Annotated in this window: 22 protein-coding genes and 1 pseudogene; 16 read left to right on the top strand and 7 right to left on the bottom strand. The window is 71.4% G+C overall.

Annotated elements, in window-relative coordinates; translation table 11 throughout:
- Positions 1-6: 6 nt before the first annotated feature.
- From AB0F10_RS17425 to AB0F10_RS17405, 5 genes and pseudogenes are all read right to left on the bottom strand, one after another.
- Positions 7-301 (bottom strand): annotated as a pseudogene (locus AB0F10_RS17425) (enolase C-terminal domain-like protein); the annotation flags it as partial.
- Between the two features lie 49 nt (positions 302-350).
- On the bottom strand, positions 351-1,022 hold the full coding sequence (locus AB0F10_RS17420) for a FadR/GntR family transcriptional regulator (protein ID WP_360625282.1): 672 nt from the start codon (positions 1,020-1,022) through the stop codon (positions 351-353).
- Between the two features lie 72 nt (positions 1,023-1,094).
- Positions 1,095-1,856 (bottom strand): SDR family oxidoreductase, encoded by a 762-nt coding sequence (locus AB0F10_RS17415; RefSeq protein ID WP_360625279.1) that lies wholly within the window; start codon positions 1,854-1,856, stop codon positions 1,095-1,097.
- Between the two features lie 101 nt (positions 1,857-1,957).
- Positions 1,958-2,434, bottom strand: a complete 477-nt coding sequence (locus AB0F10_RS17410) for an SRPBCC domain-containing protein (RefSeq protein WP_360625276.1) — start codon at positions 2,432-2,434, stop codon at positions 1,958-1,960.
- A complete protein-coding gene (locus AB0F10_RS17405; protein WP_360625273.1) occupies positions 2,431-2,769 on the bottom strand; it encodes a metalloregulator ArsR/SmtB family transcription factor in 339 nt (112 codons plus the stop codon). Before AB0F10_RS17405 ends, AB0F10_RS17410 begins: the two co-directional genes overlap by 4 nt.
- Positions 2,770-2,947: 178 nt before the next feature.
- Here AB0F10_RS17405 and AB0F10_RS17400 point away from each other — a divergent pair, with 178 nt between their 5' ends.
- Complete coding sequence (locus AB0F10_RS17400) at positions 2,948-4,579, top strand: methyl-accepting chemotaxis protein (RefSeq protein ID WP_360625270.1); 1,632 nt, start codon at positions 2,948-2,950, stop codon at positions 4,577-4,579.
- 106 nt (positions 4,580-4,685) lie between these two features.
- Positions 4,686-5,243 (top strand): hypothetical protein, encoded by a 558-nt coding sequence (locus tag AB0F10_RS17395; protein ID WP_360625267.1) that lies wholly within the window; start codon positions 4,686-4,688, stop codon positions 5,241-5,243.
- A gap of 91 nt (positions 5,244-5,334) precedes the next feature.
- Here the strand turns inward: AB0F10_RS17395 and AB0F10_RS17390 are convergent, their stop codons facing one another.
- Positions 5,335-5,856: a hypothetical protein gene (locus tag AB0F10_RS17390; protein ID WP_360625264.1), complete on the bottom strand. Its 522-nt coding sequence runs from the start codon at positions 5,854-5,856 to the stop codon at positions 5,335-5,337.
- Between the two features lie 149 nt (positions 5,857-6,005).
- Between AB0F10_RS17390 and AB0F10_RS17385 the strand changes: the two genes are divergently transcribed.
- The 7 genes from AB0F10_RS17385 to AB0F10_RS17355 all read left to right on the top strand — a co-directional run bounded on the left by AB0F10_RS17385 (position 6,006) and on the right by AB0F10_RS17355 (position 11,079).
- Complete coding sequence (locus AB0F10_RS17385; protein WP_360625261.1) at positions 6,006-6,149, top strand: hypothetical protein; 144 nt, start codon at positions 6,006-6,008, stop codon at positions 6,147-6,149.
- Between the two features lie 168 nt (positions 6,150-6,317).
- Complete coding sequence (locus AB0F10_RS17380) at positions 6,318-6,980, top strand: response regulator transcription factor (protein WP_360625258.1); 663 nt, start codon at positions 6,318-6,320, stop codon at positions 6,978-6,980.
- A 136-nt stretch (positions 6,981-7,116) separates the two neighbouring features.
- Positions 7,117-7,449, top strand: coding sequence for a hypothetical protein (locus AB0F10_RS17375; protein ID WP_360625256.1), 333 nt, complete (start codon positions 7,117-7,119; stop codon positions 7,447-7,449).
- A gap of 16 nt (positions 7,450-7,465) precedes the next feature.
- Positions 7,466-7,735: a hypothetical protein gene (locus tag AB0F10_RS17370; RefSeq protein ID WP_360625253.1), complete on the top strand. Its 270-nt coding sequence runs from the start codon at positions 7,466-7,468 to the stop codon at positions 7,733-7,735.
- 11 nt (positions 7,736-7,746) lie between these two features.
- Positions 7,747-9,687: a phage tail sheath C-terminal domain-containing protein gene (locus AB0F10_RS17365; RefSeq protein WP_360625250.1), complete on the top strand. Its 1,941-nt coding sequence runs from the start codon at positions 7,747-7,749 to the stop codon at positions 9,685-9,687.
- Between the two features lie 30 nt (positions 9,688-9,717).
- Complete coding sequence (locus AB0F10_RS17360) at positions 9,718-10,215, top strand: phage tail protein (RefSeq protein ID WP_360625247.1); 498 nt, start codon at positions 9,718-9,720, stop codon at positions 10,213-10,215.
- Between the two features lie 3 nt (positions 10,216-10,218).
- Positions 10,219-11,079 carry a hypothetical protein gene (locus AB0F10_RS17355; protein WP_360625244.1) on the top strand — a complete coding sequence of 287 codons (861 nt, stop codon included), beginning with the start codon at positions 10,219-10,221 and terminating at the stop codon, positions 11,077-11,079.
- A gap of 144 nt (positions 11,080-11,223) precedes the next feature.
- Here the strand turns inward: AB0F10_RS17355 and AB0F10_RS17350 are convergent, their stop codons facing one another.
- Positions 11,224-11,946 carry a hypothetical protein gene (locus AB0F10_RS17350; RefSeq protein ID WP_360625241.1) on the bottom strand — a complete coding sequence of 241 codons (723 nt, stop codon included), beginning with the start codon at positions 11,944-11,946 and terminating at the stop codon, positions 11,224-11,226.
- 279 nt (positions 11,947-12,225) lie between these two features.
- Between AB0F10_RS17350 and AB0F10_RS17345 the strand changes: the two genes are divergently transcribed.
- From AB0F10_RS17345 to AB0F10_RS17315, 7 genes are all read left to right on the top strand, one after another.
- Positions 12,226-13,065 (top strand): Pvc16 family protein, encoded by an 840-nt coding sequence (locus tag AB0F10_RS17345; RefSeq protein WP_360625238.1) that lies wholly within the window; start codon positions 12,226-12,228, stop codon positions 13,063-13,065.
- Positions 13,062-15,212, top strand: coding sequence for an ATP-binding protein (locus AB0F10_RS17340; RefSeq protein ID WP_360625235.1), 2,151 nt, complete (start codon positions 13,062-13,064; stop codon positions 15,210-15,212). Before AB0F10_RS17345 ends, AB0F10_RS17340 begins: the two co-directional genes overlap by 4 nt.
- Entirely contained in the window at positions 15,209-16,384 is a 1,176-nt protein-coding gene (locus AB0F10_RS17335) for a hypothetical protein (RefSeq protein WP_360625232.1), read from the top strand. The genes AB0F10_RS17340 and AB0F10_RS17335 overlap by 4 nt, the downstream gene beginning before the upstream one ends.
- 28 nt (positions 16,385-16,412) lie before the next feature.
- Positions 16,413-20,756 carry a DUF4157 domain-containing protein gene (locus AB0F10_RS17330; protein WP_360625229.1) on the top strand — a complete coding sequence of 1,448 codons (4,344 nt, stop codon included), beginning with the start codon at positions 16,413-16,415 and terminating at the stop codon, positions 20,754-20,756.
- Between the two features lie 21 nt (positions 20,757-20,777).
- Positions 20,778-21,236: a hypothetical protein gene (locus tag AB0F10_RS17325; RefSeq protein WP_360625226.1), complete on the top strand. Its 459-nt coding sequence runs from the start codon at positions 20,778-20,780 to the stop codon at positions 21,234-21,236.
- 154 nt (positions 21,237-21,390) lie between these two features.
- Positions 21,391-22,104 carry a hypothetical protein gene (locus AB0F10_RS17320; protein ID WP_360625223.1) on the top strand — a complete coding sequence of 238 codons (714 nt, stop codon included), beginning with the start codon at positions 21,391-21,393 and terminating at the stop codon, positions 22,102-22,104.
- Between the two features lie 5 nt (positions 22,105-22,109).
- Positions 22,110-22,694, top strand: coding sequence for a hypothetical protein (locus tag AB0F10_RS17315; RefSeq protein WP_360625220.1), 585 nt, complete (start codon positions 22,110-22,112; stop codon positions 22,692-22,694).
- Positions 22,695-22,700 lie beyond the last annotated feature (6 nt).

Below are 22,700 nucleotides of genomic sequence, written 5' to 3'. Positions count from 1 at the left end.
GACGGGTCAGGTCCATTCGGGCCCGTCCGGGTAGTCGTACCGCCGCAGCGTCTCGGGTCGTATCCGGGCCGAGAACCCGGGCGCGGCCGGCAGTTGATAGGCGCCGTCGCGGATCACGACCGCATCGACGAAGTGCTCGTGCAGGTGGTCCACGTATTCGATGACCCGGTCCTGCAGGCTGCCGGAGACGGCCACGAAGTCGAACATCGACAGGTGCTGGACCAGCTCGCACAGGCCGACCCCGCCGGCGTGCGGGCAGACCGTACTTCGCGGCCAGCAGCAGGATCGCCACGTTCTCGTTGTCAGTGTCCTGAGCCGAATGAGGCCCTATACGTAAGAAGTTTGTCGGGTCAGAGCGCGCTGCGGAGCCACTCCTCCACGCCGGCGATGTGCACCGTCGCCCACGATCGGGCCAGCTCCGGCTGCCGTGCCGCCAGGGCGTCGTGGATGGCCTGGTGCTGCTCGCGGGTCCGGGACACCGCGCCCTCCTGGGTCAGGCCGCGCCACACCCGGGCCCGGCTGGTCGGCGCGGACAGCCCCTCGATCAGCGAACAGAGCACCCCGTTGCCGGCGCCGGCGGCGATCTGGCGGTGGAACTCCAGGTCGTTGGCGACGAGCGCGTCGACCGTCGGCTCGGGACCGAGCTCGTCGAGCAGGGCCTGCAGCTTCTCGATGTCGGAGTCGGCCATCCGCAGCGCGACGAGCGCGGTGGCGGCCGGCTCGAGGATCCGGCGCACCTCGAAGAACTGCAGGACGGTGTCGTCGCGATGGAAGTCCACGACGAAGCTCAGCGCGTCCAGGAGGACCGTGGGGTCGAGGCTGGTCACGTAGGTGCCGTCGCCCTGGCGGACGTCCAGCACGCGGATCATCGACAGCGCCCGGACCGCCTCGCGCAGGGAGTTGCGCGAGAGGCCGAGGCGTTCGGCCAGGTCGGCCTCGCGCGGCAGCCGGTCGCCGGGTCCCAGCTCACCCGACACGATCATGTTCTTGATCTTCAAGATCGCATCGTCGGTCAGCGCCACGTGTCATCCCCTGTCGATGTGGTCGCGAAGGCCTCCGGACACCCTATAGCGATACATCGGATGTAAATCCGTTCACTGGGCCGCTGCCGGCCGCAGGCGCAGGCCCGCCATGCCCCCGTCGACGGCGAGCGCGGTGCCGGTGGTGCTGCCGGCGGCCGGTGAGGCCAGGTAGGCGATGGCGGCCGCGACCTCGCCGGCGGTGACCAGTCGCCCGGTCGGCTGCCGGGCGCACAGCGCGGCGCGCTCGGCGGCCGGGTCGTCCGCCGCCGCCAGCAGCCGCCCGACCCACGGCGTGTCGGCGGTGCCGGGGTTGACGCAGTTGACCCGGATGCCCTCGCGCACGTGGTCGGCGGCCATCGCCAGGGTGAGGGAGAGGACGGCGCCCTTGCTCGCCGAGTACAGGGCGCGTTGCGGCAGCCCGGCGGTGGCGGCGATGGAGCACGTGTTCACCACGGACGCGGCGGCGGACCGGCGCAGGTGCGGCAGGGCGGCGCGGGTGACCCGGACGATGCCGAGCACGTTGACGTCGAGGACCCGGTGCCACTGCTCGTCCGGGTTGTCCTCCACGGTGCCGGCGGCACCGATGCCGGCGTTGTTGACCAGGATGTCGATCCCGCCGAGCGCGTCGGCGGCGTCCCGCACGGCCGCGCGCACGGAGAGGTCGTCGGCCACGTCGGCGCGGAACGCGCGCAGCGGGGCGGGCACGTCGTCGCAGTCGAGGTCGAGGACCGCCACGCGTGCCCCGCGTTCACCGAGCAGCCGGGCGGCGGCCAGCCCGATGCCGGAGGCGCCGCCGGTGACCAGGGCGGTGAGCCCATCCAGTTCTGCGGTCATTGGTCGTGATCCTCCCCGCGCACAAGGGACGTCGGGTCGTGATCATAAGAGCCGCGGGATCCGGGTGGCAAGAATTCATCCGATGTATCGCGGTCCGGTCCTCAGCGTGGGTCGGCGCCCTCGGCGACCCTGGCGAGTTGCTTGGTGACCGCGCCCCAGCCATCGAGGAAGCCGAGCTCCTCGTGGCGGCTGCGGGCTGCGGGATCGCCGTGGCGGACGATGACCCGGTAGTCCGTGCCGTCCGAATGATCGCTCAGGGTGATCTCCGCGGTCAGGGACACCGGCATCGGGTTCGTGGGCCGCCAGGCGCTGTCGATCGCGTTCGTGAACACGATCCGCTCCAGGTCGTCGACGACGAGGAAGGTCGCGTCCATGTGCGGGACGAAGGTCACCCCGTCGTCGCTGAGCCGGGTCACGAGGGCGCCGCCGGGCCGGACCTCCAGGCGGTCGACGCGGCACAGGGTCGGGGCCGGCAGCCACCACTTCTCGAAGCGCGACGGGTCGGTCCAGGCGCTCCACACGGCGGCGCGGGGTGCGCGGATGACCCTCTCCAGGGTCAGGTCCAGGTCGGGATTCACTGTCGGTTCTCCTTGGGATCGGTGACGAGACGTTCGAGGCGGTCGGTGCGCTCTTCCCAGACCCGGCGCTGCTCCGCGAGCCAGTCGTCGACGAGGGCGAGGCGCTCGCGGTTGAGCACGCAGGTGCGCACCCGGCCGGACTTGGCCGTGCGGATCAGCCCGTTGGATTCCAGCGTCCGCACGTGCTTCATGAACGAGGGAAGGGTCATCGGAAACTCGCGGGCGAGGTCGCCGACGCTCGTCGGGCCGTGCCCGAGGCGCCGGATGACCCCGCGTCGGGTCGGGTCGGCGAGCGCGACGAACACGCCGTCGAGCTGCGGCGAAAACTGTTCCATGTGGCTAAGTATTGCCGCGCGACAATACTTAGCGCAAGAGCAAAGTATCGCGGATTTCCTGCCCTGCGGGACGACCGGCCCGGAATGTTCAGCGCCCCCGCCGCCCGGCCGAAATGCCTCACAACGTGGCGCACGCCACGTCCGGACCGCCGGTCGGCGAATGAAATGTGGGGGTTTCATGAGCACTTCGAGCGAGGCGCGCGGGTTCCGCGGCCATCAGTGGGCGCGGCTGGTGACCGACCGGAAGGTCGGCACCAAGATCGGGATGGCCGTCGGCGCGATGGCGGTCGCCGCCGGCGGGGTGGCCGCCGCCTCGCTTGCCAACATGAGCACGATGCAGCGGCAGTCCGACTACATGTACGGCCAGACGCTGTTGCCGATCACCGATCTCGCGCGCATGCAGCACGCGGCCGAGATCATGCAGAGCAGCCTGCTCAACGCCGCGATCTCCACCGACCTCGCCCAGGTGCGCGGGTTCCTGCGGGAGAGCAAGGCCCAGGACGCGGCCTTCGACCAGGCGTTCGCGGACTACACCAGCACCGACATGACCGACCGGGAGCAGGCGGTCACGCAGGTCGAGCAGGCCGTCGCCGCCGTACGGCAGCTGCGCGACGGCAAGCTCGCCCCGGCCGCCGAGAAGGACGACCGGGAGGAGTTCGCCCGCGTACGCGACAGCGAGGCCGAGCCGGTCCTCGCCGCGCTCAACGGCGGGATGGAGGACCTCATCGAGATCGAGACCGCCGCCGCGCGCGACCGCAACGACGAGTCGCGGGCCACCTCCGGCGGCGCGCAGACCACGGTGATCGTGTTCGTCGTGCTCGGCGTGGTGCTGGCCGGCGCCGCGAGCTGGCTGATCGCCCGCGGGATCACCCGCCCGCTGTCGCGCTGCGTGACGGTGCTCATGCGGGTGCAGGGCGGGGACCTCACCCAGCGCACCGGGCTCACCGGCCGCGACGAGGTGGCGCAGCTCGCCGCGGCGCTGGACGCGTCCACGGGGTCGACGGGGGTCATGGTGCGTGAGGTGACCGAGAACGCCACCCAGGTGGCGGCTGCCGCCGAGGAGCTGTCGGCGGTGTCGACGCAACTGTCGGCGGCGTCCGAGGAGACGTCGGCGCAGGCGGGCACGGTCGCGGCGGCCGCGGAGCAGGTGTCGGGGAACGTGCAGACGGTGGCGGCGGGTGCGGAGCAGATGTCGGCGTCCATCGGCGAGATCGCCGGCAATGCGGGCGAGGCCGCGAAGGTCGCCACCGAGGCGGCGCAGGCGGCGACGCGGACGAACCAGATCGTCGCGCGGCTCGGCGAGTCGTCGGTGCAGATCTCCGGCGTGGTGCGGCTGATCACCTCGATCGCGGAGCAGACGAACCTGCTGGCGTTGAACGCGACCATCGAGGCGGCCCGTGCGGGCGAGCACGGCAAGGGTTTCGCGGTGGTGGCGACCGAGGTGAAGGACCTGGCGCAGGAGACGGCGCGGGCCACCGGTGACATCGCGGCGCGGATCGCGGCGATCCAGGACGAGACGGCGCAGGCGGTCTCGGCGATCGGGGAGATCGCGGTCGTGACGGGCCGGATCAACGACTACGCGACGACGATCGCGGCGGCGGTGGAGGAGCAGACCGCGACGACAGGTGAAATGGTGCGGAACGTGGCGCAGGCGGCGTCGGGCACCGAGAACATCGCGGGGAACATCGCCGGGGTGGCGTCGGCGGCGGATTCGGCGGCCTCGGGTGCGTCGGAGACGCAGGCCACGGCGAACAGCCTGGCGGCGATGGCGACGGAGTTGCAGCAACTGGTCTCCACCTACCAGACGTAGGCGTCACACCCACCTGGCCGGTGGCCGGTCCGAACGGACCAGCCACCGGCCGCCGGCTTCCCGGGGCGAGGCCCGGTCCGATCCACTGCTCGGGCATGATCTGTCGGTGCTTGCCGAGTCGAACTCAGCCGTTGCCGACACCCTCACCCTCCCGCTGAACCGGCGGCGGCGCGTCCAGCGGGGCTTCTTCCTGCTCGGTGTCGTCCTCACCGTTCCGGTGCTGGCCCTGGTCGCCATTCTGATCCTGACCAGCACCCTGCAGTTCGCGTACCTGTTCGCGCCGGGGTTTCTGGCCCTGCTGACCGTGCCCTTCGGCATCGCCTGGCTCAGCCGGCCGAGCCGGTTGCCGCACGCCGACCCCGTGCTCGACCGGACCGGCATCCGGCTCAGCGCCGACGGCCGGCTCCTGCGCCGCGACGTCGTGCTCACCTGGGACCGGGTGCAGCTCCTGGCGATCACCCTGCGGACCCTCACCATCGACCCGGCGGCGTGGCCGGATCTCGCCGGCGACGATCCGGCCGAGCGCGGCCGCTGGGCGAAGCGGGAGAAGAAGCGGACCGGCCGCGGAGCGCTGCAGTACGGCCTGGCCGCGGGGCTCCCGGCGAAGGCGCGGCTGCGTGAGATCGTGGCCGACCTGAGCGCCGGGCGGGTCGACCTGCAGTGATGCCGTCCGGCGATCCGCGCGCACGTCGACCGCGCGGGCGACACTCAGTTGGACGTCGTTCAGGCGGCTGCAGGTGTGGGCACTTTCCGTGCTATTTGATGGCGACAATTGCGAATGCGACCGGGCCGAGGAAGGCTATCGCCGCGAGTTGAAATCCGTAGCCCCATCGGAGGGCTATCGCTTTTCTGTCGTTGCTTGACTGCAGGCTCTCTATGGCGCGATAGCGGTCTGTGCTCACATGGTGCATCGACTCGCCGGATGAGTCACGCCATCGCTCATTGAGCAACGACTTCAGGCCTGCGGTGCCGGTGGCTTCGTATCCACGATTCAATTGAGCGACCACGCCAGCCACCGCTGCTGCGAGGAACGTAAGGATCGCCAGCATCAAGAAGGGCATCGTCCAATGAGGAATCGCCGAGCGGGCCGATCCTTGATTGATCGAACCAAGCCCGACCAGGACGGCGTGGATGGCTCCGGACGAGGTCACAAGACTCGCCCCGCGACCGTCAATCTTGGACTTCCTTTCAACCTCGGACTTCAATTCAACCTCGAAGAATCCCGCATAGGTGGGATTGTCGGGGACTGCACCGACGGAAATGTTGGGTTCACTCATGATTTGACGGTTGCATCGATCTTACAACGAGTTGCGCTTCTTCCGAGGATTCGTGAGCGACAGCCCTCCGTAACTCGCCGGGTTCGCGCTCGGGTGGCCCTTCCCGACCCGGTTCATCGGTTCGAGTCAGAACGGCCGGCGATCCGACTGTGGCCACCGTCGACGAGATCGTCGCAGCGCTCGGGGGCATCCCGGCGGCGGAGCGTGTCGGCTGGCGCTCGGCGGACGAGCTGTGCCGCCTCGGCCGTGGCCCCCGCAAACACATCCTCGCGGTGCGCCTCGTCGGCACCTGATGGTCCCTTCAGCCGACCGCACATCCGGAACGTCGAGGAAATCATCCGAAGGTCTGGTATCTCGGCTACGGTCTGTCGCCAGTACGTCACTGCGATTGTCCGCGCGCCGTTTTGGGGCTGAATTGACAGCGGAGCTGTCGGCTTTTCTGGCCTTGCGGGAGCGGTGTGATGATGAATGGCTACGCCAATGACTCCCGGATTCGGGTCCTCGTCATCGATGATATTCGACTTTACCGCGAAAGCCTGATCTCGATGCTCAGCCTGGAGCCCACGATCACCGGTGCGGTCGGTGCCGTCGACGGCGACGACGCCCTGCGGCAGCTGGACGGCGCGACCTTCGAGGTGATCCTGCTGAGCCTGGCGACCTCCGGGAGCCTGCGGATCTGCCGGGCGCTGGCGTCGACGACGCCCGTGGTGGCGCTCGCCGTCACCGGCGGCGACGACGAGGCGGTGGCCTGCGCCGAGGCCGGCGTCGCCGGTTACCTGATGCGCGACGAGCCGCAGGACGCGCTGGTCAAGGTCATCGCGACCGCGGCGCGGGGGGAGACCTCGTGCCCGCCGCAGGTGGCGGCGGCCCTGATGCGCCGGATGGGCCCGCGCGGCAGGCCGCCCGGCGCCTCCCGGCTGACCGTTCGGGAGCGCGAGATCCTCGGGCTGATCGACGACGGCATGTCCAACAAGGAGATCGCCCGCAAGCTTTGCATCGAGGTTCGCACGGTCAAGAACCACGTGCACAACCTGCTCGAGAAGCTCAGCGTGCATCGGCGCGGTGAGGCCGCCGCGCTGCTGCGCGGGCGCGGTGAGCCGTACGCCGGGCGGGTGCTGCGGTAGTCCCAAAGGACCAGACCGGGGCCTGGTCCCTCTTTGAATATCAAGCTCCATTCTTAATCCGCATCGGTTTCCGTAGCGTCGGAAGTGCCTCGCAAAGGGGGCCGATGTGTCAACGATTCGAGTTCTCCTCGGTGCCATGCCGACGACGGTTCGGAAAACCGTTTCGGACACGACCGACCGGCAGGCGGACGTGGAGGTGGTCGGGTTCTTCACCCGGCCGTCGGAACTACTGCACGCCGCGGGCGACCTGCGCGCGGACGTGGTCGTGGTGGCGGCGGTCGACGGCGAGTTGCCGGGCATCGCCACGCACCTGCTGGACCAGTATCCGGACCTCTGGGTCCTGGCCGTCACCTCCGAGGCGCGGACGGCCCTGATCTACACGGCGCGCCCGCGGGTCGAACGGATCGCCGGGGCGACACCGGACGACCTGGCCGCGGCGCTCCGGGCGAACTGCGCGATCCGCGCCTGAACAGGAAAGGTGAGTCATGACCGTCAGGATCCGCAGTCTGCTGGTCTCGGGCCCACTGCTGGTGCCGCTGTCCAGCGGCGGCACCGTGCGGCTGTCACCGGGGCAGGTGACCGACGAGCTGTCCGACGCCGAGATCACGAACAACGCCAAGATCGAAAAGCTGCGCGCCCAGCAGGTGATCGATGTCGAGCAGACCGAGGCCGCTGAAGCCGAGGGCGACGAAGCCGAAACCGAAACCGGCGGCAGCGACTCGAAGACGTCCCGCCGTAGCAACCGGTCGCGATAGGAGATCACGGTATGCCGACGTTGAGTTATCCGGGCGTCTACGTCGAGGAGATCTCGAGCGGGGTCCGCCCCGTCGACATCGCCAGCACGTCGACGGCCGCCTTCGTGGGCCTCGCGGAGATGGGACCCGCCGAGGCCACCCGCGTCACCAACTGGACGGAGTTCCAGCGGCTGTACGGTTCGTACATCGCCGACGGGTATCTCGCCCACAGCGTCTTCCAGTATTTCAACAACGGCGGGCGCCAGTGCTACATCGTGCGGGTCACCCACGGCGACGCCGCGGTCGCCGCCGTGACGGTGCAGAACCGGGCCGCCGCGCCGGTCGCCGGGCTGATCCTGACCGCCCGCAACGCCGGGAACTGGGGAAACTCGCTGCTGGTCTCGATCGACGACGGCACCCTGGACCCGGGCAACGAGTTCCGGATCACCGTGCGCCGTCAGGACGATCCGGCCGTGGTCTCGGCGACCTTCCGCGACACCACCCCGCTCGAGGTCTTCGACAATCTCAGCGTCGATCCGGCCGCCCCGAACCATGTGGTGACCGTCCTGCGGCAGAGTTCGGCGCTGATCAGCGCCCAGGTGCCCGCCGCCAACGTCAGCGCCCAGCGCGGCCAGCACCGGGGCGGATTCACCCCGACGCTGCCGCTCGGCGCCAAGGTCTCCTTCCTGATCAACGTGGACGGCGACGGCTTTCAGCAGGTGACGCTGCCGGCGGCGGCCGGGACGTCGACGGTGCTCGGCGACGTGGCGACCGCGATCCAGAACGCCGTGGTGGCGCTGGTCAAGAAGAAGACCTCCACCAGCGGGACCGCCTTCACCGGCTTCACGTGCACCGTGGAGACGGTCGGCGGGCAGTCCCGGCTGCTGCTGCAGTCGGGCACGACGGCGGCGACCTCCTCGGTGGCGGTGCAGCCGGCGGCGGCGAACGACGCGAGCCCGCAACTGCGTCTCGGCACCGGCAACGGCGGCCTGTCCGAGGGCGGCGCGGCCATCCGCCGCCCCGCGAAGGTCGACGCGCTGCAACTCGGCGACGCCGCCGTGGCGGCGCCGGTCATCGCGGCCACCCCGGGCGGCGACGGCGTCGCGGCGATCAACGAGCTGACCTTCGGCGCCGCGCTCACCAAGCTCGACGCGATCACCGACTTCAGCCTGCTCGCGGTGCCGGGCGAGGGCTCGACGGCGATGTTCGACATCGGCGCGGCCTACTGCGCCAACCGGCCGCTCAAGGATGCCTTCTACATCGGCGAGACCACGTCGCACGACGACACGGCGGCCGAGGCGGCGGACTTCCGGGCCAAGCTCACCACGGCCAACTCCTACGGCGCGCTGTACTTCCCCTGGGTGAAGGCCCTGGACCCGACCGGCCTGTCCCGCGATCCCATCCTGCTGCCACCCAGCGGATTCCTCGCCGGCCTGTACGCCCGCATCGACGCCTCCCGTGGCGTGTGGAAGGCGCCGGCCGGCACCGAGGCGAGCCTCAACGGCGTCCTCGGGCTGGCCGCCGAGCTCAGCGACGTGCAGCAGGGCAACCTCAACCCGCTGGGTGTCGACGTGATCCGCCGGTTCCCGGGTGCGGGCGTGGTGGCGTTCGGCGCCCGGACGGTCACGTCGGATCCGGAGTGGCGGTACGTTCCGGTCCGGCGTACCGCGATCATGCTGCGGGTCAGCATCTACAACGGGATCCAGTGGGCGGTCTTCGAGCCCAACGACGAGCCGCTCTGGTCCCAGCTGCGGCTCAACATCGGCGCGTTCATGATGAACCTCTTCCGGCAGGGCGCCTTCCAGGGCGCGTCGCCGGCGCAGGGATTCTTCGTCAAGTGCGACGGCGAGACGACCACCCAGGGCGACATCGACGCCGGCGTGGTCAACGTCCTGGTGGGCTTCGCGCCGCTGAAGCCGGCCGAGTTCATCGTCGTCAAGATCAGCCAGAAGGCGGGTCTGGCCGCCGGATAACGAGGCGCCCAGCGGAAAGGAGAACGGCCGATGGCCAGATTCACCGTCAACAGCACTCGATTCGATCCCTACCTCGGGTTCAAGTTCAAGATCATCATCGACGGGCAGCCCGTCGCCGCGGTCAACAAGTGCAGCGCGCTCAAGCGCACCATCGAGGTCACGCCGTGGTACGAGGGCGGCGACTCCAGCGGCCCGCGCCAGATGCCGGGCAAGTGCAAGTACGACCCGATCACCCTCGAGGCCGGTGTCACCCACGACACCACCTTCGAGGAGTGGGCCAACAAGGTGAACAACTTCCAGGGCGACGCCGCCATGTCGCTGGCCACGTTCCGCAAGAACATCAGCATCGAGGTCTACAACCACCAGGGCCAGAAGGTGCTGGCGTACAACGTCTTCCGCTGCTGGGTGTCGGAATACCAGGCGCTGCCGCAGCTCGACGCCGGCGGGAACGCGGTGATGATCACGACGATCAAGCTGGAGAACGAGGGCTGGGTTCGCGACCCGATCGCCGAGCTCAAGGAGACGTAACCGGTGGCCGACGGTGAACTGCCCGGCGGGTACTTCGACGCCGCCGGGCGGCTGCAGCGTGACTTCGACCTCGCGGTCCTCACCGGCCGCGAGGAGGAGTTGCTGACCCGGACCCGGCACGCCGGCCCGGCCGCGCAGATCACCGAGGTGCTCAGCCGCTGCGTGCGGCGCCTCGGCGACATCAGCCCGGTCCCGGCCGAGGTGGTCCGCGACCTGCTGGTGGCCGACCGGCACTACCTGATGCTGCAACTGCGCCGGGCCACCTTCGGCGACCGGGTCCGGGCCGACCTGTTCTGCCCGTGGGCCGACTGCGGCGAACGGGTGTCGCTCGACTTCGCCCTGGCCGACGTGCCGATCGAGGCGCCGGCGCAGCCCGGCCGGGTGCACCGGATGACCCTGTCCGACCGGCGGCCGGTGGAATTCCGGCTGCCGACCGGGGCGGACCAGGAGTTGCTCGCCGGCCGCCTGGCGGAGAACGAGGCGGCGGCGCTGACCACCCTGCTGGCCCGCTGCCTGTTCCGCCTCGGTGATGAGACGCCGGACGAGGACGCGGTGGCGGCGCTGCCGGCCTCGGTCCGGGCCGAGATCGAGCAGCGGATGCGCGAGGTGGCGCCGAGCGTCGCGCAGACGATCGACGTCCGGTGCACCGCCTGCGGGCGGATGTTCGCCGCGCCGTTCGACATACAGCGGTTCTTCCTGGGCGAGCTGCGCACCGACGGCGCGCTGCTCTACCAGGAGGTGCACTACCTCGCCTACCACTACCACTGGGCGGAGAGCGAGATCATGGAGATGACCCGCGACAAACGGCGCACCTACATCGACGTGCTCGCCGACGCGATCGGAGCGCTCAATGACGGCGCCTGACGGCTATCTGCGCGCGATCCTGGCCGACGGTGCCCGCCCGGTGCGTCACCGCGGCGGCGTGCGGGAGCTGCTCGGCGTCGTGCCTGACGCCGGCGTCCGGGTGAGCTTTCCGGCAATGCCACGCCTCGGCTTCGTCTATCGCCATCAACAAAGCGACGGATACGCGCCGACCCGACCGGCTTCTTCACCATGGCAGATCGAAGAGATGGACGACCCGTTTGGCAGCGACGGCCGGCTCCGCGGACCCGACCCGGTCGTCGCACAAACCTCTTTTTCCGATACGCACACAGAATCGTCCACAATGCACGGCCCGGCCGGGTCGTCCGTCACCGCCGAGCCGCAGCCGCCGGCTCCGCGGGCCGGCGCCGAACCACCGTCGCCCGAGGCGACACCGGAGCCCCCGGCGGGATCGCTCAGCGGGCCGATCATCGCCGTGCCCGGGATCACGACCCGCCCGACCCGTCCCGCATCGCCGGCGCTGTCGCGCTCGGCTCCGGCGACCGCCGAGCCGACGGCCACCGCGGGTGGCGGTCCTGCCGCGGCGCGATCCGAGCCGGGCGCGAGGCGACCCGGGATCGGCGCGGCGCCATCCGGGCCGGGGTCCGATCCCGATGCGCCCGGCGCATACCGCGTCATGGAGGAGACCCGGCGCGACGGACCGGCCAGGCCGCAACGGCCCGCTCCCGCAGCGTCAATCTCGTCTCCGGACGCACCGGCACGGCCCGCTGCGCCCCGGCCAGGCTCGGCCGGCACGCCGGAGCATCCCGATGCCGTTCCCGTGACGGGATCTCGGCCCGGCACCTCCGCATCCGCACCGCGGCCGGCGGCGATGACGACCGGTGCGAGCGATTTCGCAGTGAAGAACACTTCGGCGCGGTGGACGGCGACGCCCGGTGCCGTCCCGCCGCCTGGGCACCCGCCGACAACAGAGTCTCGGCCACGGCAGCCCGGCCGGCGGGCGGCGCCGCCGGCGCTTCCCGGGCCGGAGGCTGACTGGCCTTCGCCCGTCGAACGGCCCGCGCCGCCCGCCCCGGTTCCACCGCCATCGCCGCCGCCGGTCGTGGTGGCGGCCGCGCCGGGTGGCGTGGGGCCGGCGGCGTTCTGGGAGCGGCGGCACGTCGGGCGGTTGCGCGCGAGGAACCTGCGATGAGCGCCTCCACGGCCATCGGCATGGTCAGCGCGTCGCTGCGCAACCTGCTCGTCGGCGAGATGCGGCTCGCCCCCGCGGTCGACGTGACCCTGCTCGCGCCGGACGAGACCGCCTCGGCGCGCCGGGTCAACCTCTTCCTCTACAAGATCGTCGAGAACCCGTTCCTGAAGAACCAGGACTGGACCGTGCGCCCCGGCAACCCCGGCCAGCTGGTCGCGGCACCCCTGTCGCTGTCGCTGTACTACCTGCTCACCCCGTACGCGGCGAACGATCCGCTGACCGGGAACGCGGCCGCGCAGCAGATCCTCGGCGAGGCGATGCGGGTGCTGTACGAGAACTCCGCCGTGCCGGCCACCTATCTCGAGCCGGGGCTCGTCGATGCCCGCGAACAACTGCAGATCGCCAGCAACGCCCTCGATCCCGAGGAGCTCAGCCGGATCTGGAACACGTTCTCCCAGCCGTTCCGGCTCTCCGTGCTCTACCAGGTCTCGTCGCTGCAGCTGGACCGGCTCGCCACGACCAGCCGCCCGGTGCCGCAGCGGGTACGCCGGGTCGGCGTGCCCGACGTGCGGGTGCCGTACCGGCCGCCGGTGGTCCTGGGGGTCACGCCGCAGGCCGGCGCGCCCGGCGACGTGCTCACCTTCACCGGCACCGACCTGACCGGCTGGCGCGCCGACGTGGTGATCGGCGACCAGCGGGTGGTGGCCGCGCAGCAGCTGACCGGCGACACGTTCACCGCGACCCTGCCGCCCGGCCTGGCGCCCGGCTTCTACGACGTCCGGGTGGAGGTCTCCGGCCTGTTCCGGCGCGGCTTCCTGGTCGAGGTGACGCCGTGAGCACCGAGCTGGGCTATCTCGACAATCTGGAGCATCTCGCCGACGAGCTGCACCGGCTGGATCTGATGATCCGGGCCCGGCTGTCGACGCTGGCGGCCCTCAACGACCTGTCCCCGCAGAGCCAGACCGCCCGGACCGTCTACATCTCCCGCGAGGAGGTGGCCTGGCTGCTCGCCCCGGCGCCCGCGCCGCCACCGGACGGCGCGGTCCACGGCGAGCTCGAGCTGGCGTCGCAACGCATCGAGGCGCGGCTGCGGCAGAGCCATGCGGCGGGCGTGTCGCCGCGGCTTGCGGCGCTGGGCCGCCGCTTCGGCCTGTCCGCCGCCGAACTGCGCGCGGTGGTCGTCTGCCTGGCGCCCGAACTGCGCCGCAAATACGACCGGCTGTACGCCTACCTGCAGGACGACATCACCCGCAAGCGGCCGAGCGCCGACCTGATCCTCGACCTGCTCCACGCCGACGAGGCCGACCGGTGGCGGGCGCGCGCCCTGTTCGACGACGCCTCGGCGCTGCTGCGGCTGGGCATCCTGCGGGCCTTCGCCGATCAGGGCAGCCCGTCCGGGTCGACCGGGCTGGCCCGATTCCTGGCACTGGACCCGCGAATCTGCTCGTTCCTGCTCGGCGGCGACGACCTCGACGCCCGGCTGATCGGCCTCGCCCGGCTGCACCTGCCGTCGCCCGGCCCGGAGCCGCAGCACCCGGCGGCCGCCGGGCTCATCCGCCTGGCCGGCCGGGCACCGCGCGCGTTCGTCATCGCGCTGTACGGGCCCGCCGGGGTGGGCCGCCGGGAACTGGCCGCGCAGGTGTGCGCCGGCACCGGCCGCTCGATGCTCAGCCTGGACCTGCGGGCGATCCCCGGCGCGGACGCCGAGCGGGCGGAACTCGTGCGGGTCGCCGTACGCGAAGCGGTTCTGCAGCATGCCGCGATCTGCCTGACCGGCGCGGAGGAGCTGGCGAACGACGATGCCCGGCCTCTGCTCGCGGCCCTCGGGGCCGCCCTGGCCGACCTCGGCGGGCTGGCGTTCCTCTGCGGGCAGCAGCCGTGGCCGGGCGCGGCCACGCTCGGCGAGGTGCCGGTGCACGTCGTCGCGCTGGCCCTGCCGGACGTCGGCCGGGCCGCCGAGCTGTGGCGTCGCGCGCTGGGCGGCCTGGCCGCCGATCCGCCGGGGTGGGCGGCGGAGCTGGCCGATCGCTTCCGGCTCACCCCGGCGGCGATCCGGGCCGCCGTCGCGGCCGCCGACCGGCACCGGCTGGCCGGCGATCCGCCGCGCGCGCTCGCCCTGAGCGACGTCTACGCGGCCTGCCGGGAGCTGTCCGCGGGGCGGCTCAGCGACCTCGCGGCCGCCATCCACCCGGCGTGCGGCTGGGACGATCTGGTCCTGCCCGCCGACCGGGTGGAGCTGCTGCGCGACATCGGCGCCCAGGTCCGGCACCACCATCGGGTCTTCGGCGGCTGGGGGTTCGGCGCCCGCGGCAGCCGCGGCACCGGGCTCACCGCGCTGTTCAGCGGGCCGCCCGGCACCGGCAAGACGATGGCGGCCGAGGTGCTCGCCGGCGACCTGGGCCTGGACCTCTACAAGGTCGACCTGTCCGGAGTGGTCAACAAGTACATCGGCGAGACGGAGAAGAACCTGCGGAAGGTCTTCGCCGAGGCGCGCAGCAGCAACGCGGTGCTGTTCTTCGACGAGGCCGACGCCCTGTTCGGCAAGCGCACCGAGGTCTCCGACGCGCACGACCGGTACGCCAACATCGAGACCAGCTACCTGCTGCAGCAGATGGAGCAGTACGACGGGGTGGTGGTGCTCGCCACCAACCTGCGGCAGAACCTCGACGAGGCGTTCACCCGGCGGATCCGCTTCATCGTCGAGTTCCCGTTCCCGGACGCCGACACCCGGGCCCGGATCTGGCGTGCCCACTTCCCGGCGGCGGCACCGCTGGCCGACGACGTCGACGTCGCGTCGCTGGCGCGGGAGTTCCCGGTGGCCGGCGGCACGATCCGGAACATCGTGCTCAACGCCGCCTTCCTCGCCGCGGCGGACGGCGGCGTGATCGACCGGCGGCACATCCTGCACGGCACCCGCCGCGAGTTCGAGAAGATCGGCCGGCTCTGGACCGAGCCGGCCGCGCTGAACGGCGCGCCGCGATGAGCGGCGACGAGCACGAACAGCTGGCGGGCCGGACGAGCAGGAAGACCGCGCCGCCGCCGACGACGAAGACCCGGGAACCGGCCGGGCAGAGCGGCGACCGCGCGCTGGGCAACCAGTTCCTCGCCAAGTCCGGCACCCCGCACGCGACGGACTTCAGCGAGGTGACGATGGAGTTCGACGGCGAGGACCTGATCGTGCGCGGCGACGGCAAGGAGATCTACCGGTTCGGCGCCCAGTCGGGGCGGCCGGTGCCGCTCACCGACGCGGACGCCAAGGCGGCCGGCGCCGACCAGGTCACCGCCACATACATGAACGACAAGCGGTTCGTCGGCGTCACCGACTTCGGGCCGATCCCCGAGGGCACGTACGCGTTCCGGCCACCGGCGATCGAGCGGTTCAGCGGCACCGACCAGTTCTGGATGACCGTCGACGGGATCATCGGCAAGCACGATTCGACGGTCAACGGCGCGCTGATCCACACCGGAGACTGGGGCAGCGGCCGGGTCGCGCTCAACCCGCAGGGGCGGCTGCGGCCCGGGCCGCCCGGCATCGGCGACGTCTACAAGCGGACCGGCTTCTTCCTGCACGGCGGAATCCTGGCCGGCAGCTCCGGCTGCATCGACATCGACGGCAACTTCGACACGGTGGTGGAGTTCCTGCAGGGATTCCGCAAACCGGTGACCGTCAGCGTGCGTTACGGCAACGACCCGCCCGTACCGGGCTTCCTGCAGGGCACCTCCGGCCTCCTCGCGTACGGGCGCAGCCGTCACCTGCACGGGCCGACCCTCGGCCTGGGCGCCGAGTTCTCCAGCGCCGGCGGCCGTGCCGTCGCCTCCGCCGAGTACGACCTGGTCGCGCAGTGGGCGGGCGGCGCCGCGGCGCTGGGGGCGCGGCTCGACATCCCGTTCACCGACAAGGAGGCCTTCATCCGGGCCGGCCTCAGCGGCTCCCTCGACTTCCGCATCTTCCGCCCGCTGTACGGCCGGATCAGCGGCGGATACAGCTGGGATCTCACCGGCGCCGCGCCGCAGCACGGCCCCGAGGTCGGCGGCGGCCTGCGGCTGGACTTCAACCGGGTCCAGCTCGAGGCGATCTACAACGTGCTGCGGCCGACCGCCGACGCCGACCGCCAGGTGCAGCAGGCGCTCGTCCGGATCGGCTTCCGGTTCTGATGGCCCGCACCCGACCGGATCGCCGGCGATGAGCGCCTCAGGTGCGACGGCGCACGACACCAGGTCCGTGACCCGGGCGAGCGCCCCGGCGCCCGCCGTGAGCCAGGCCGGGCCGGCCGACGACGCCCGGCAGGCGGTGCACCGGGGCCTGGGCAACGACTTCCTGAGCCAGGCGATCTCCGCACCGGACGACGCGGCCGAGCGGCTGGCCGACGCCCGGGCCGCCGAGGTGCTGCGGGCGGCTCCGGTGCCGGTCGCCCCGGGCGGCGACCGCGCGCCCTTCCTGCCGGCGGGTGTCGCCCCGGCGATCGCCGAGCGGGCCGGCGGCGGGCGGCCGCTCGACGCCGGCGACCGGGCCTGGTTCGAGCCGCGGTTCGGCGCGGATCTCGGCCACGTCCGGGTGCACGACGATCCGGGCGCGGCCGCGCTCGCCGAGGCGGCCGGCGCGGGTGCGTTCACCGTCGGCAGCCACATCTTCCTGGGCGTGGGCGGCGGCCGGGCGCTGCTCGCCCACGAACTCGCCCACGTGGAGCAGGACCATCGGACGCCGACGCTGTGGCGCGCGCCCGCCGCGCAGGCCGGCGCCGAACGCCTGGTCGTCACGGCGGGCAGCACCACCGACGCGGCCCGCACCCTGGCCGCCGCCTGGACCCGCCGGAGCGGGCCCGGCAGCCGGCTCTTCATCGGGCTGAGCTCGCGCTTCATCACGTTCTACGACTCGGACGGCACGCTGCTCGACCGGGTCGGCGTCAAGGAGAGCCAGCGCCTGAGCTTCGTGCCGGGCGTCTACGTCTTCAACAGGAGCAAGCTGGTCGCGCTGGTCTACTTCAACGCGAACCCGGACGGCCGCTGGGCGCTGGAGTCCACCGGCGCCGAGGGCGGCTCGCACATCTTCAGCCGCGAGCCGAAGTCCGAGCCCGCGGCCGCCGGCACCGACGCGGCGGCCGCCAAGAAGCCCGCCGCCACCGCGCCCGCCGCACCCACCACGGAGACCCTCGACATCGAGGAGCTGGTCGGCGAGCCGGATCGGATCCGGTCGCTCGCCGCGCGGATCCCGGCCGCGCACACCAGCATCTTCTTCGTACCGGAGATGGAGACCCACGACACCAAGGTGCCCCGCAGCGGAAAGGCCGGCGCCGGGGTCTACGCGAGCCCGATCGAGGGCCGGGGCGACGGCGAGCCCGCCAACGCCCCGCCGTGGCCGGTCTCGGTCGAGGGCCCGAAGCTGGTGCCGATCGACTCCGATCCGACCTTCGCCGCGAAGGTCGACTGGACCGCGAACGGCAACTACACGCTGGCCTCTCAGGTGATCTCGCAGGTCGGCGAGTCGATCCACTACCGCTGGGAGCGGTACGACATCACCGCGTACGCCCGCCGGCAGCTCGCGGCCGACCCGGCCGGCGCGGCCGCCGCGGCGAAGACCAAGGCGCCCGGCGCGGAGAAGACGCTCGACCAGCGCATCGAGGAGTTCACCCGGGCCAAGGCCGGCTCGGGCACCGACGTGACCGGCTCGGGCGGCGCCCGCCGCGAGTTCAACCGCGAGTTCGAGGACTGGTGGAAGGACACCAAGCGATCGGCGGCGGCGACCCGCGACCCGAACGGGGACACCGTCGGCGAGAAGCTGTCCAGCCTGGCCGCCAACCGGCTCTCGCTCGAGCTGGCGCCGGTCTCGCTGCTGGTCACCACGCTGGGTGCGACGCTGCGGCTGATCGCCGACCTGTTCGCCGGCCCGCGCCAGCAGCAGGAGATCCCGCTCGAGCAGGAGGGCATCTTCCTGATCCGGGTGATCACGACGCCGGCGATCAACGAGGACCGGGAGGGCAAGCCGATCATCCGGCCGCCGTCGGTGGCCTCGAAGGTCGTCGAGGTCTCGCCGATGGACCGGGCCGTGCGTGAGGCGCTGGACGAACCGTCGGCGCAGCTCGCCGAGCTGCAGGCTCAGATCGACCTGGCCGGGAAGACCGGGAACCAGGCCAAGGTCGACTATCTGAAGAGCCTGCTGGCCGAGGCGAAGTTCCGGTTCGAGGGTTCGCCGCTGCTGGTGCTGCAGAAGCGCCGCGTCGAGAAGCAGAAGGAGCTGGAGACCTTCCGGCTCGAGCACCCGCACCTCTCCGACTACACCCGGGTGCGCGACCTCGCGCTGATCGACGACCAGATCATGCTGGGTGTCCTGCACGAGAGCCGGCGTACCGAGGGCGCGAGCGGCCTGGCCCCGGCGGTCCGGGTCAACGCCACGCTGATCTCCGAGGTGACCGGCGAGCAGTACCCGCTGCTGATCTCGGCCGGCCCGATGGCCATGGACGGCGACCAGCACCGCTGGCTGATCAGCGACGTCACCAACCGCGACGGCTTCGAGTACGTGGGCCAGGGCGCCACCCCGAGCGCGGCGTTCCGGTCGGCGCTGACCAAGTTCGGCGGCAAGGCCGCGTACGGGCGGGGCCGCATCGGTGTCCGGACCGCCGGGCTCGGCCTGGAGGCCGGGGCGGCGGCCGAGCTGTTCGTCGACAGCGCGCCGGCCGACTGGGCGCTGGCCGAGAAGCGCATCGACGACCTCGTCGCGACGCTGGCCGCGCTCGGCCTGTTCGTCGCGTCGGCGGGCGCGGCCGGCGCGCTGATCGGGGCGGGCGTCGCGGCGGCCCGGCTGGTCGAGCGCTGGCGCGCCGGCCACCTGCGCCTGGATGCCCAGACGGTCAGCGACGTGCTCGGGATACTCGGCGGGCTCGGCGCGGCCGGCCAGCTCGCGGCGGGCCTGCGGGTGCAGAAGTTCGACAAGCTGTTCGCGATCACGGTCGAGGGCGGCGCCACCGAGGCGCAGCTGACCAGGGCCGCGGCGGCCCTGCGCGGGGCGCAGACGCTGGCCCGGGTCGTCGAGCTGGCCAACGAGGCGATCAACTACGGCGGGCTGCTCTGGGGCAACCTGCAGTTCCTGGATCAGATGGTCGACATCGCCGGGCAGGAGAGCAGCGGCGCGATCACCCACGCCGCGGCCCGCCGGGCCCGGGCCGGGGCGATCTCGTCGGCGGTGCAGAACACCGGCCTGTTCGTGGCCGCCAACGCGATGAAGGCGGCGAAGCAGTCGGCACCCGGGGCGGAGAAGCCCGCCACCGCCGAGGGCTCCACCGCGGCGAAGGACACCGGCGCGCCGGCCCGGGAGGCCCCACCGATTGAGAAGGCCCCACCGATCGAGAAGGCCCCACCGACAGAAAAGACGCCGGCGACGGAGAAGACACCACCGGTGGAGAAGGTGCCGGGCGAGAAAGTGCCGGGCGAGGAGACCCGGCCGGACGCCGCGGCGCCGAAGGCCGAGGCGGTGCCGATCGGGGAGCGGCAGGCCACGCTCGCCGAGCTGCGCGAGGCCATGCCGGCCGACCTGCGGGCGATGGTGAGCATCGACCCGGCGCTCAAGGGCGACGCCGTGCACGTCGACTACACGCTCGACAAGCAGACCGGGCTGATCACCGAGATCAAGATCCGCTGCGGTCCGGACGCCCGGCCCGGCACCGTCGCGCTGCACACCGACACCGTCCGGACCATGCAGAAGTACCAGGGCTTCGCCGGTCGGGTCCGGCAGGCGCTCAATTGGATCGGCGAGCTCGTCGGCGTCGACACCCTCGACCCCACCAACAAGGCGCAGTTCGAGGCGAAGCTCGAGGTCGGCAAGCTGCCCAAGCTGATCGAGGCGCAGCTGCAGCACATGAGCCGGCTGGAGCCCAACGCCCGCGACCTGGCCGAGGCGGAGCTGGCCCACCTGGAGGTCCAGCTCGAGCAGCACATGCGCACCCTGGACCTGGGCGGTTTCGGCGAGGGCGCCGGCTACGTCGCCGCCGAGGGCCTCTCCCGGCCCAAGCAGCGCAAGTACGCCGAGCTGCTCACCAAGCTGCGCGAGCACGAGGCCGGCAGCGACACCCACCGCAAGATCAGACGCGAGATGTACGAGCTGATCGGCGGCAAACTCGAGTATCCGGCCTGGAAGTCGATCTACGACGCGAACGTCGAGCGGGCCAACAAGGCGAACGTCATCGTCGCCGCCGAACAGCAGCGCCTGGGCTGGGGCAAGACCGAGCAGACCGTGCCGACCGGGCGCGGCGAGGTGCGCCGGCTCGACATCGCCGACGTCGGCCGCCGACGCGGTGTGGAGATCAAGGCGTACGAGACTGGGAAGATCTATGCCAGCGAGGACATCATCTGGGAGGTGAACCGGGACGCGAAGCTGGTCAAGCAGGGCTGGAACATCAAGTGGGTGCTGATCGACACCGAGGCGAGCGCGCCGCTGCTGAAGGCGCTCAGCGACGCGGGCATCCTGGTCGAGAACCGCACGGCCAAGGGCGGCACCACCGAGTTCGAAAGCCGTACGCTGCCGCGCAGAAAATAGTCCGCAAATCAGGAGAAGACGATGACCGACGACGGCTTCGGCGCGATGCGGCTGCATTCGCGCGCGGCGTTCGAGAACTGGCTGGCCGGCGATCTCGAGGCTCGCGAGGAACTGTACGGAATGATGGGCGGCGACCCGGGATTCGACATCGCCTCGCTGGACGCGCTCGAGGCGTTCCTGCTGAAACGCTATCGCAAACCCGACGCCGCGCTGACGCTCGATCAGCGGCCGGTGCTGGACGCCGCGGCCCGCCACGTGGGCCTGGTCATGGTGCTCGCCATCGACGGCGCGACCTGGGACCTGGACCTGTCCGACCCCTCCGGCGTCTACTTCGGGCTACCCGTCGTGCAGCTGCCCGACGGCCCGGCCGAATGCCCGTTGTCGCTGGTCACGGCGGCTCTGGACCGCCGCTCCGGCGACTATCTGAGCACCGTCGTGCGGCATCTCGCCGACGAGTGGAACCCGGCCGGGGACAGCTGAGAAGCCCGGCGGCACCGGCACAAGGACCAGAAAGGTACCAGCCGATCCTCTGGTCCCTAACTGGGAATCTGGCTCTATTGGGTGGACGCCGTTCCGCTCGTACGGTGAATGTCATCGCCGAATTCGGGTCTGAAGATTCCGAGGTGTCGCTGGCATGTCCGATGGCTTTCCCAACAAACCCAAGATTCTGCGCGGCGCCTTCGTCGAATTCGGGCTCAGCGTGCCGCCGCTGTTCGTGGTGTTCCAGTTCAATCCGATTCAGCTCACCCGCAATCGCGGGCTGAGTTTCGCCGCGCCGGGCAGCACCACCGCGCCCGGCGCGAGCGCGCCGGTCGTTCCGCCCCGCACGCTGCGACAGGTGCACGGCCGCACCTCCGACCTGCTCGCCCTGCAGAAGCAGCAACTGGTCACGGTCCAGGAGCAGACGATCGGGTTCGACATCCGGCTCGACGCCAGCGACCGGCTCGACGACGGCGACACGATCACCGAGCAGTTCGGCATCGCACCGCAGCTGTCCACCCTCGAGCTGATGGTCTACCCGAAGGGGGAGAGCCTGCTGGGGTCCGCCCTCGGCGCGCTGCTCGGCAAGCCCGGCGGCTTCAGCTTCACCCGCGGCGCGAACCCGCCGATGATCTTGTTCATCTTCGGCCGCAAGCGGGTGCTGCCGGTGAACATCAACTCGATGAACATCACCGAGACCGAGTTCAGCACCGACCTGAACCCGGTCCGGGCGACGGTCGCCGTCAGCCTGACGGTGATCGAGGGCAAGAGCGTGCCCTATCTCTACTCCAAGGCCATGACGGAGGCGATGTCCGTGCTCAATCTCGCCAACGCGGCCGACGTCGCCAACGTCGTCGTGCCGGGGTGATCGCCGTGTTCAGCAAGCAGTCGCGTTACTGGCAGGTCGGCGACGTCGTCGCACCCGACTCCCGCGGGCGGGAGGTCGCCGCCAAGGACATCAGGCCGCTGCCGGAGGTCACCGGCACGTTCACGCACACCGTCGCCGCCGGGGACCGGCTGGACCAGCTGGCCTGGACCTACTACAACCAGCCGCTGCAGTTCTGGCGGATCTGCGACGCCAACCCGCAGTTCCTGTCGCCGCTGGCGCTGATCGGCGGGGAACCGCTGATCCGCACCCGGTTCCCGATCACCGGCCCGGCCGGCGAGCCCGCCTGGTCCGGCGTGCTGGCCGCGCTCTGCGAGGTGGTGGGTGTCGACGACGTCCTGGTGAGCGACGACGTCACGCTGGAGACCGAGCGCCAGATCGTGTCCGGCCAGCCGGTGCAGGTGACGGTCGAACGACATGACCGCGCCCTGCTGGTCACCTACAACCGGATGCGGGTCGACGCCCCCGCGCTCGTCGCGGTCATCAAGGGCGCCGGGCTCCCGGTCGGGCCGTTCAGCGACGCCGGACAGCTGGGCAAGCCGATCATCGTGCCCGTCGCGGCCGGCGGATAGGCCCGC

The sequence above is a fragment of the Actinoplanes sp. NPDC026623 genome, assembly GCF_040638275.1.
In the GTDB taxonomy this organism is placed as follows: domain Bacteria; phylum Actinomycetota; class Actinomycetes; order Mycobacteriales; family Micromonosporaceae; genus Actinoplanes.
Note: the sequence above shows the minus strand (reverse complement) of the source record. Positions and strands in the feature narration are given on the sequence as shown.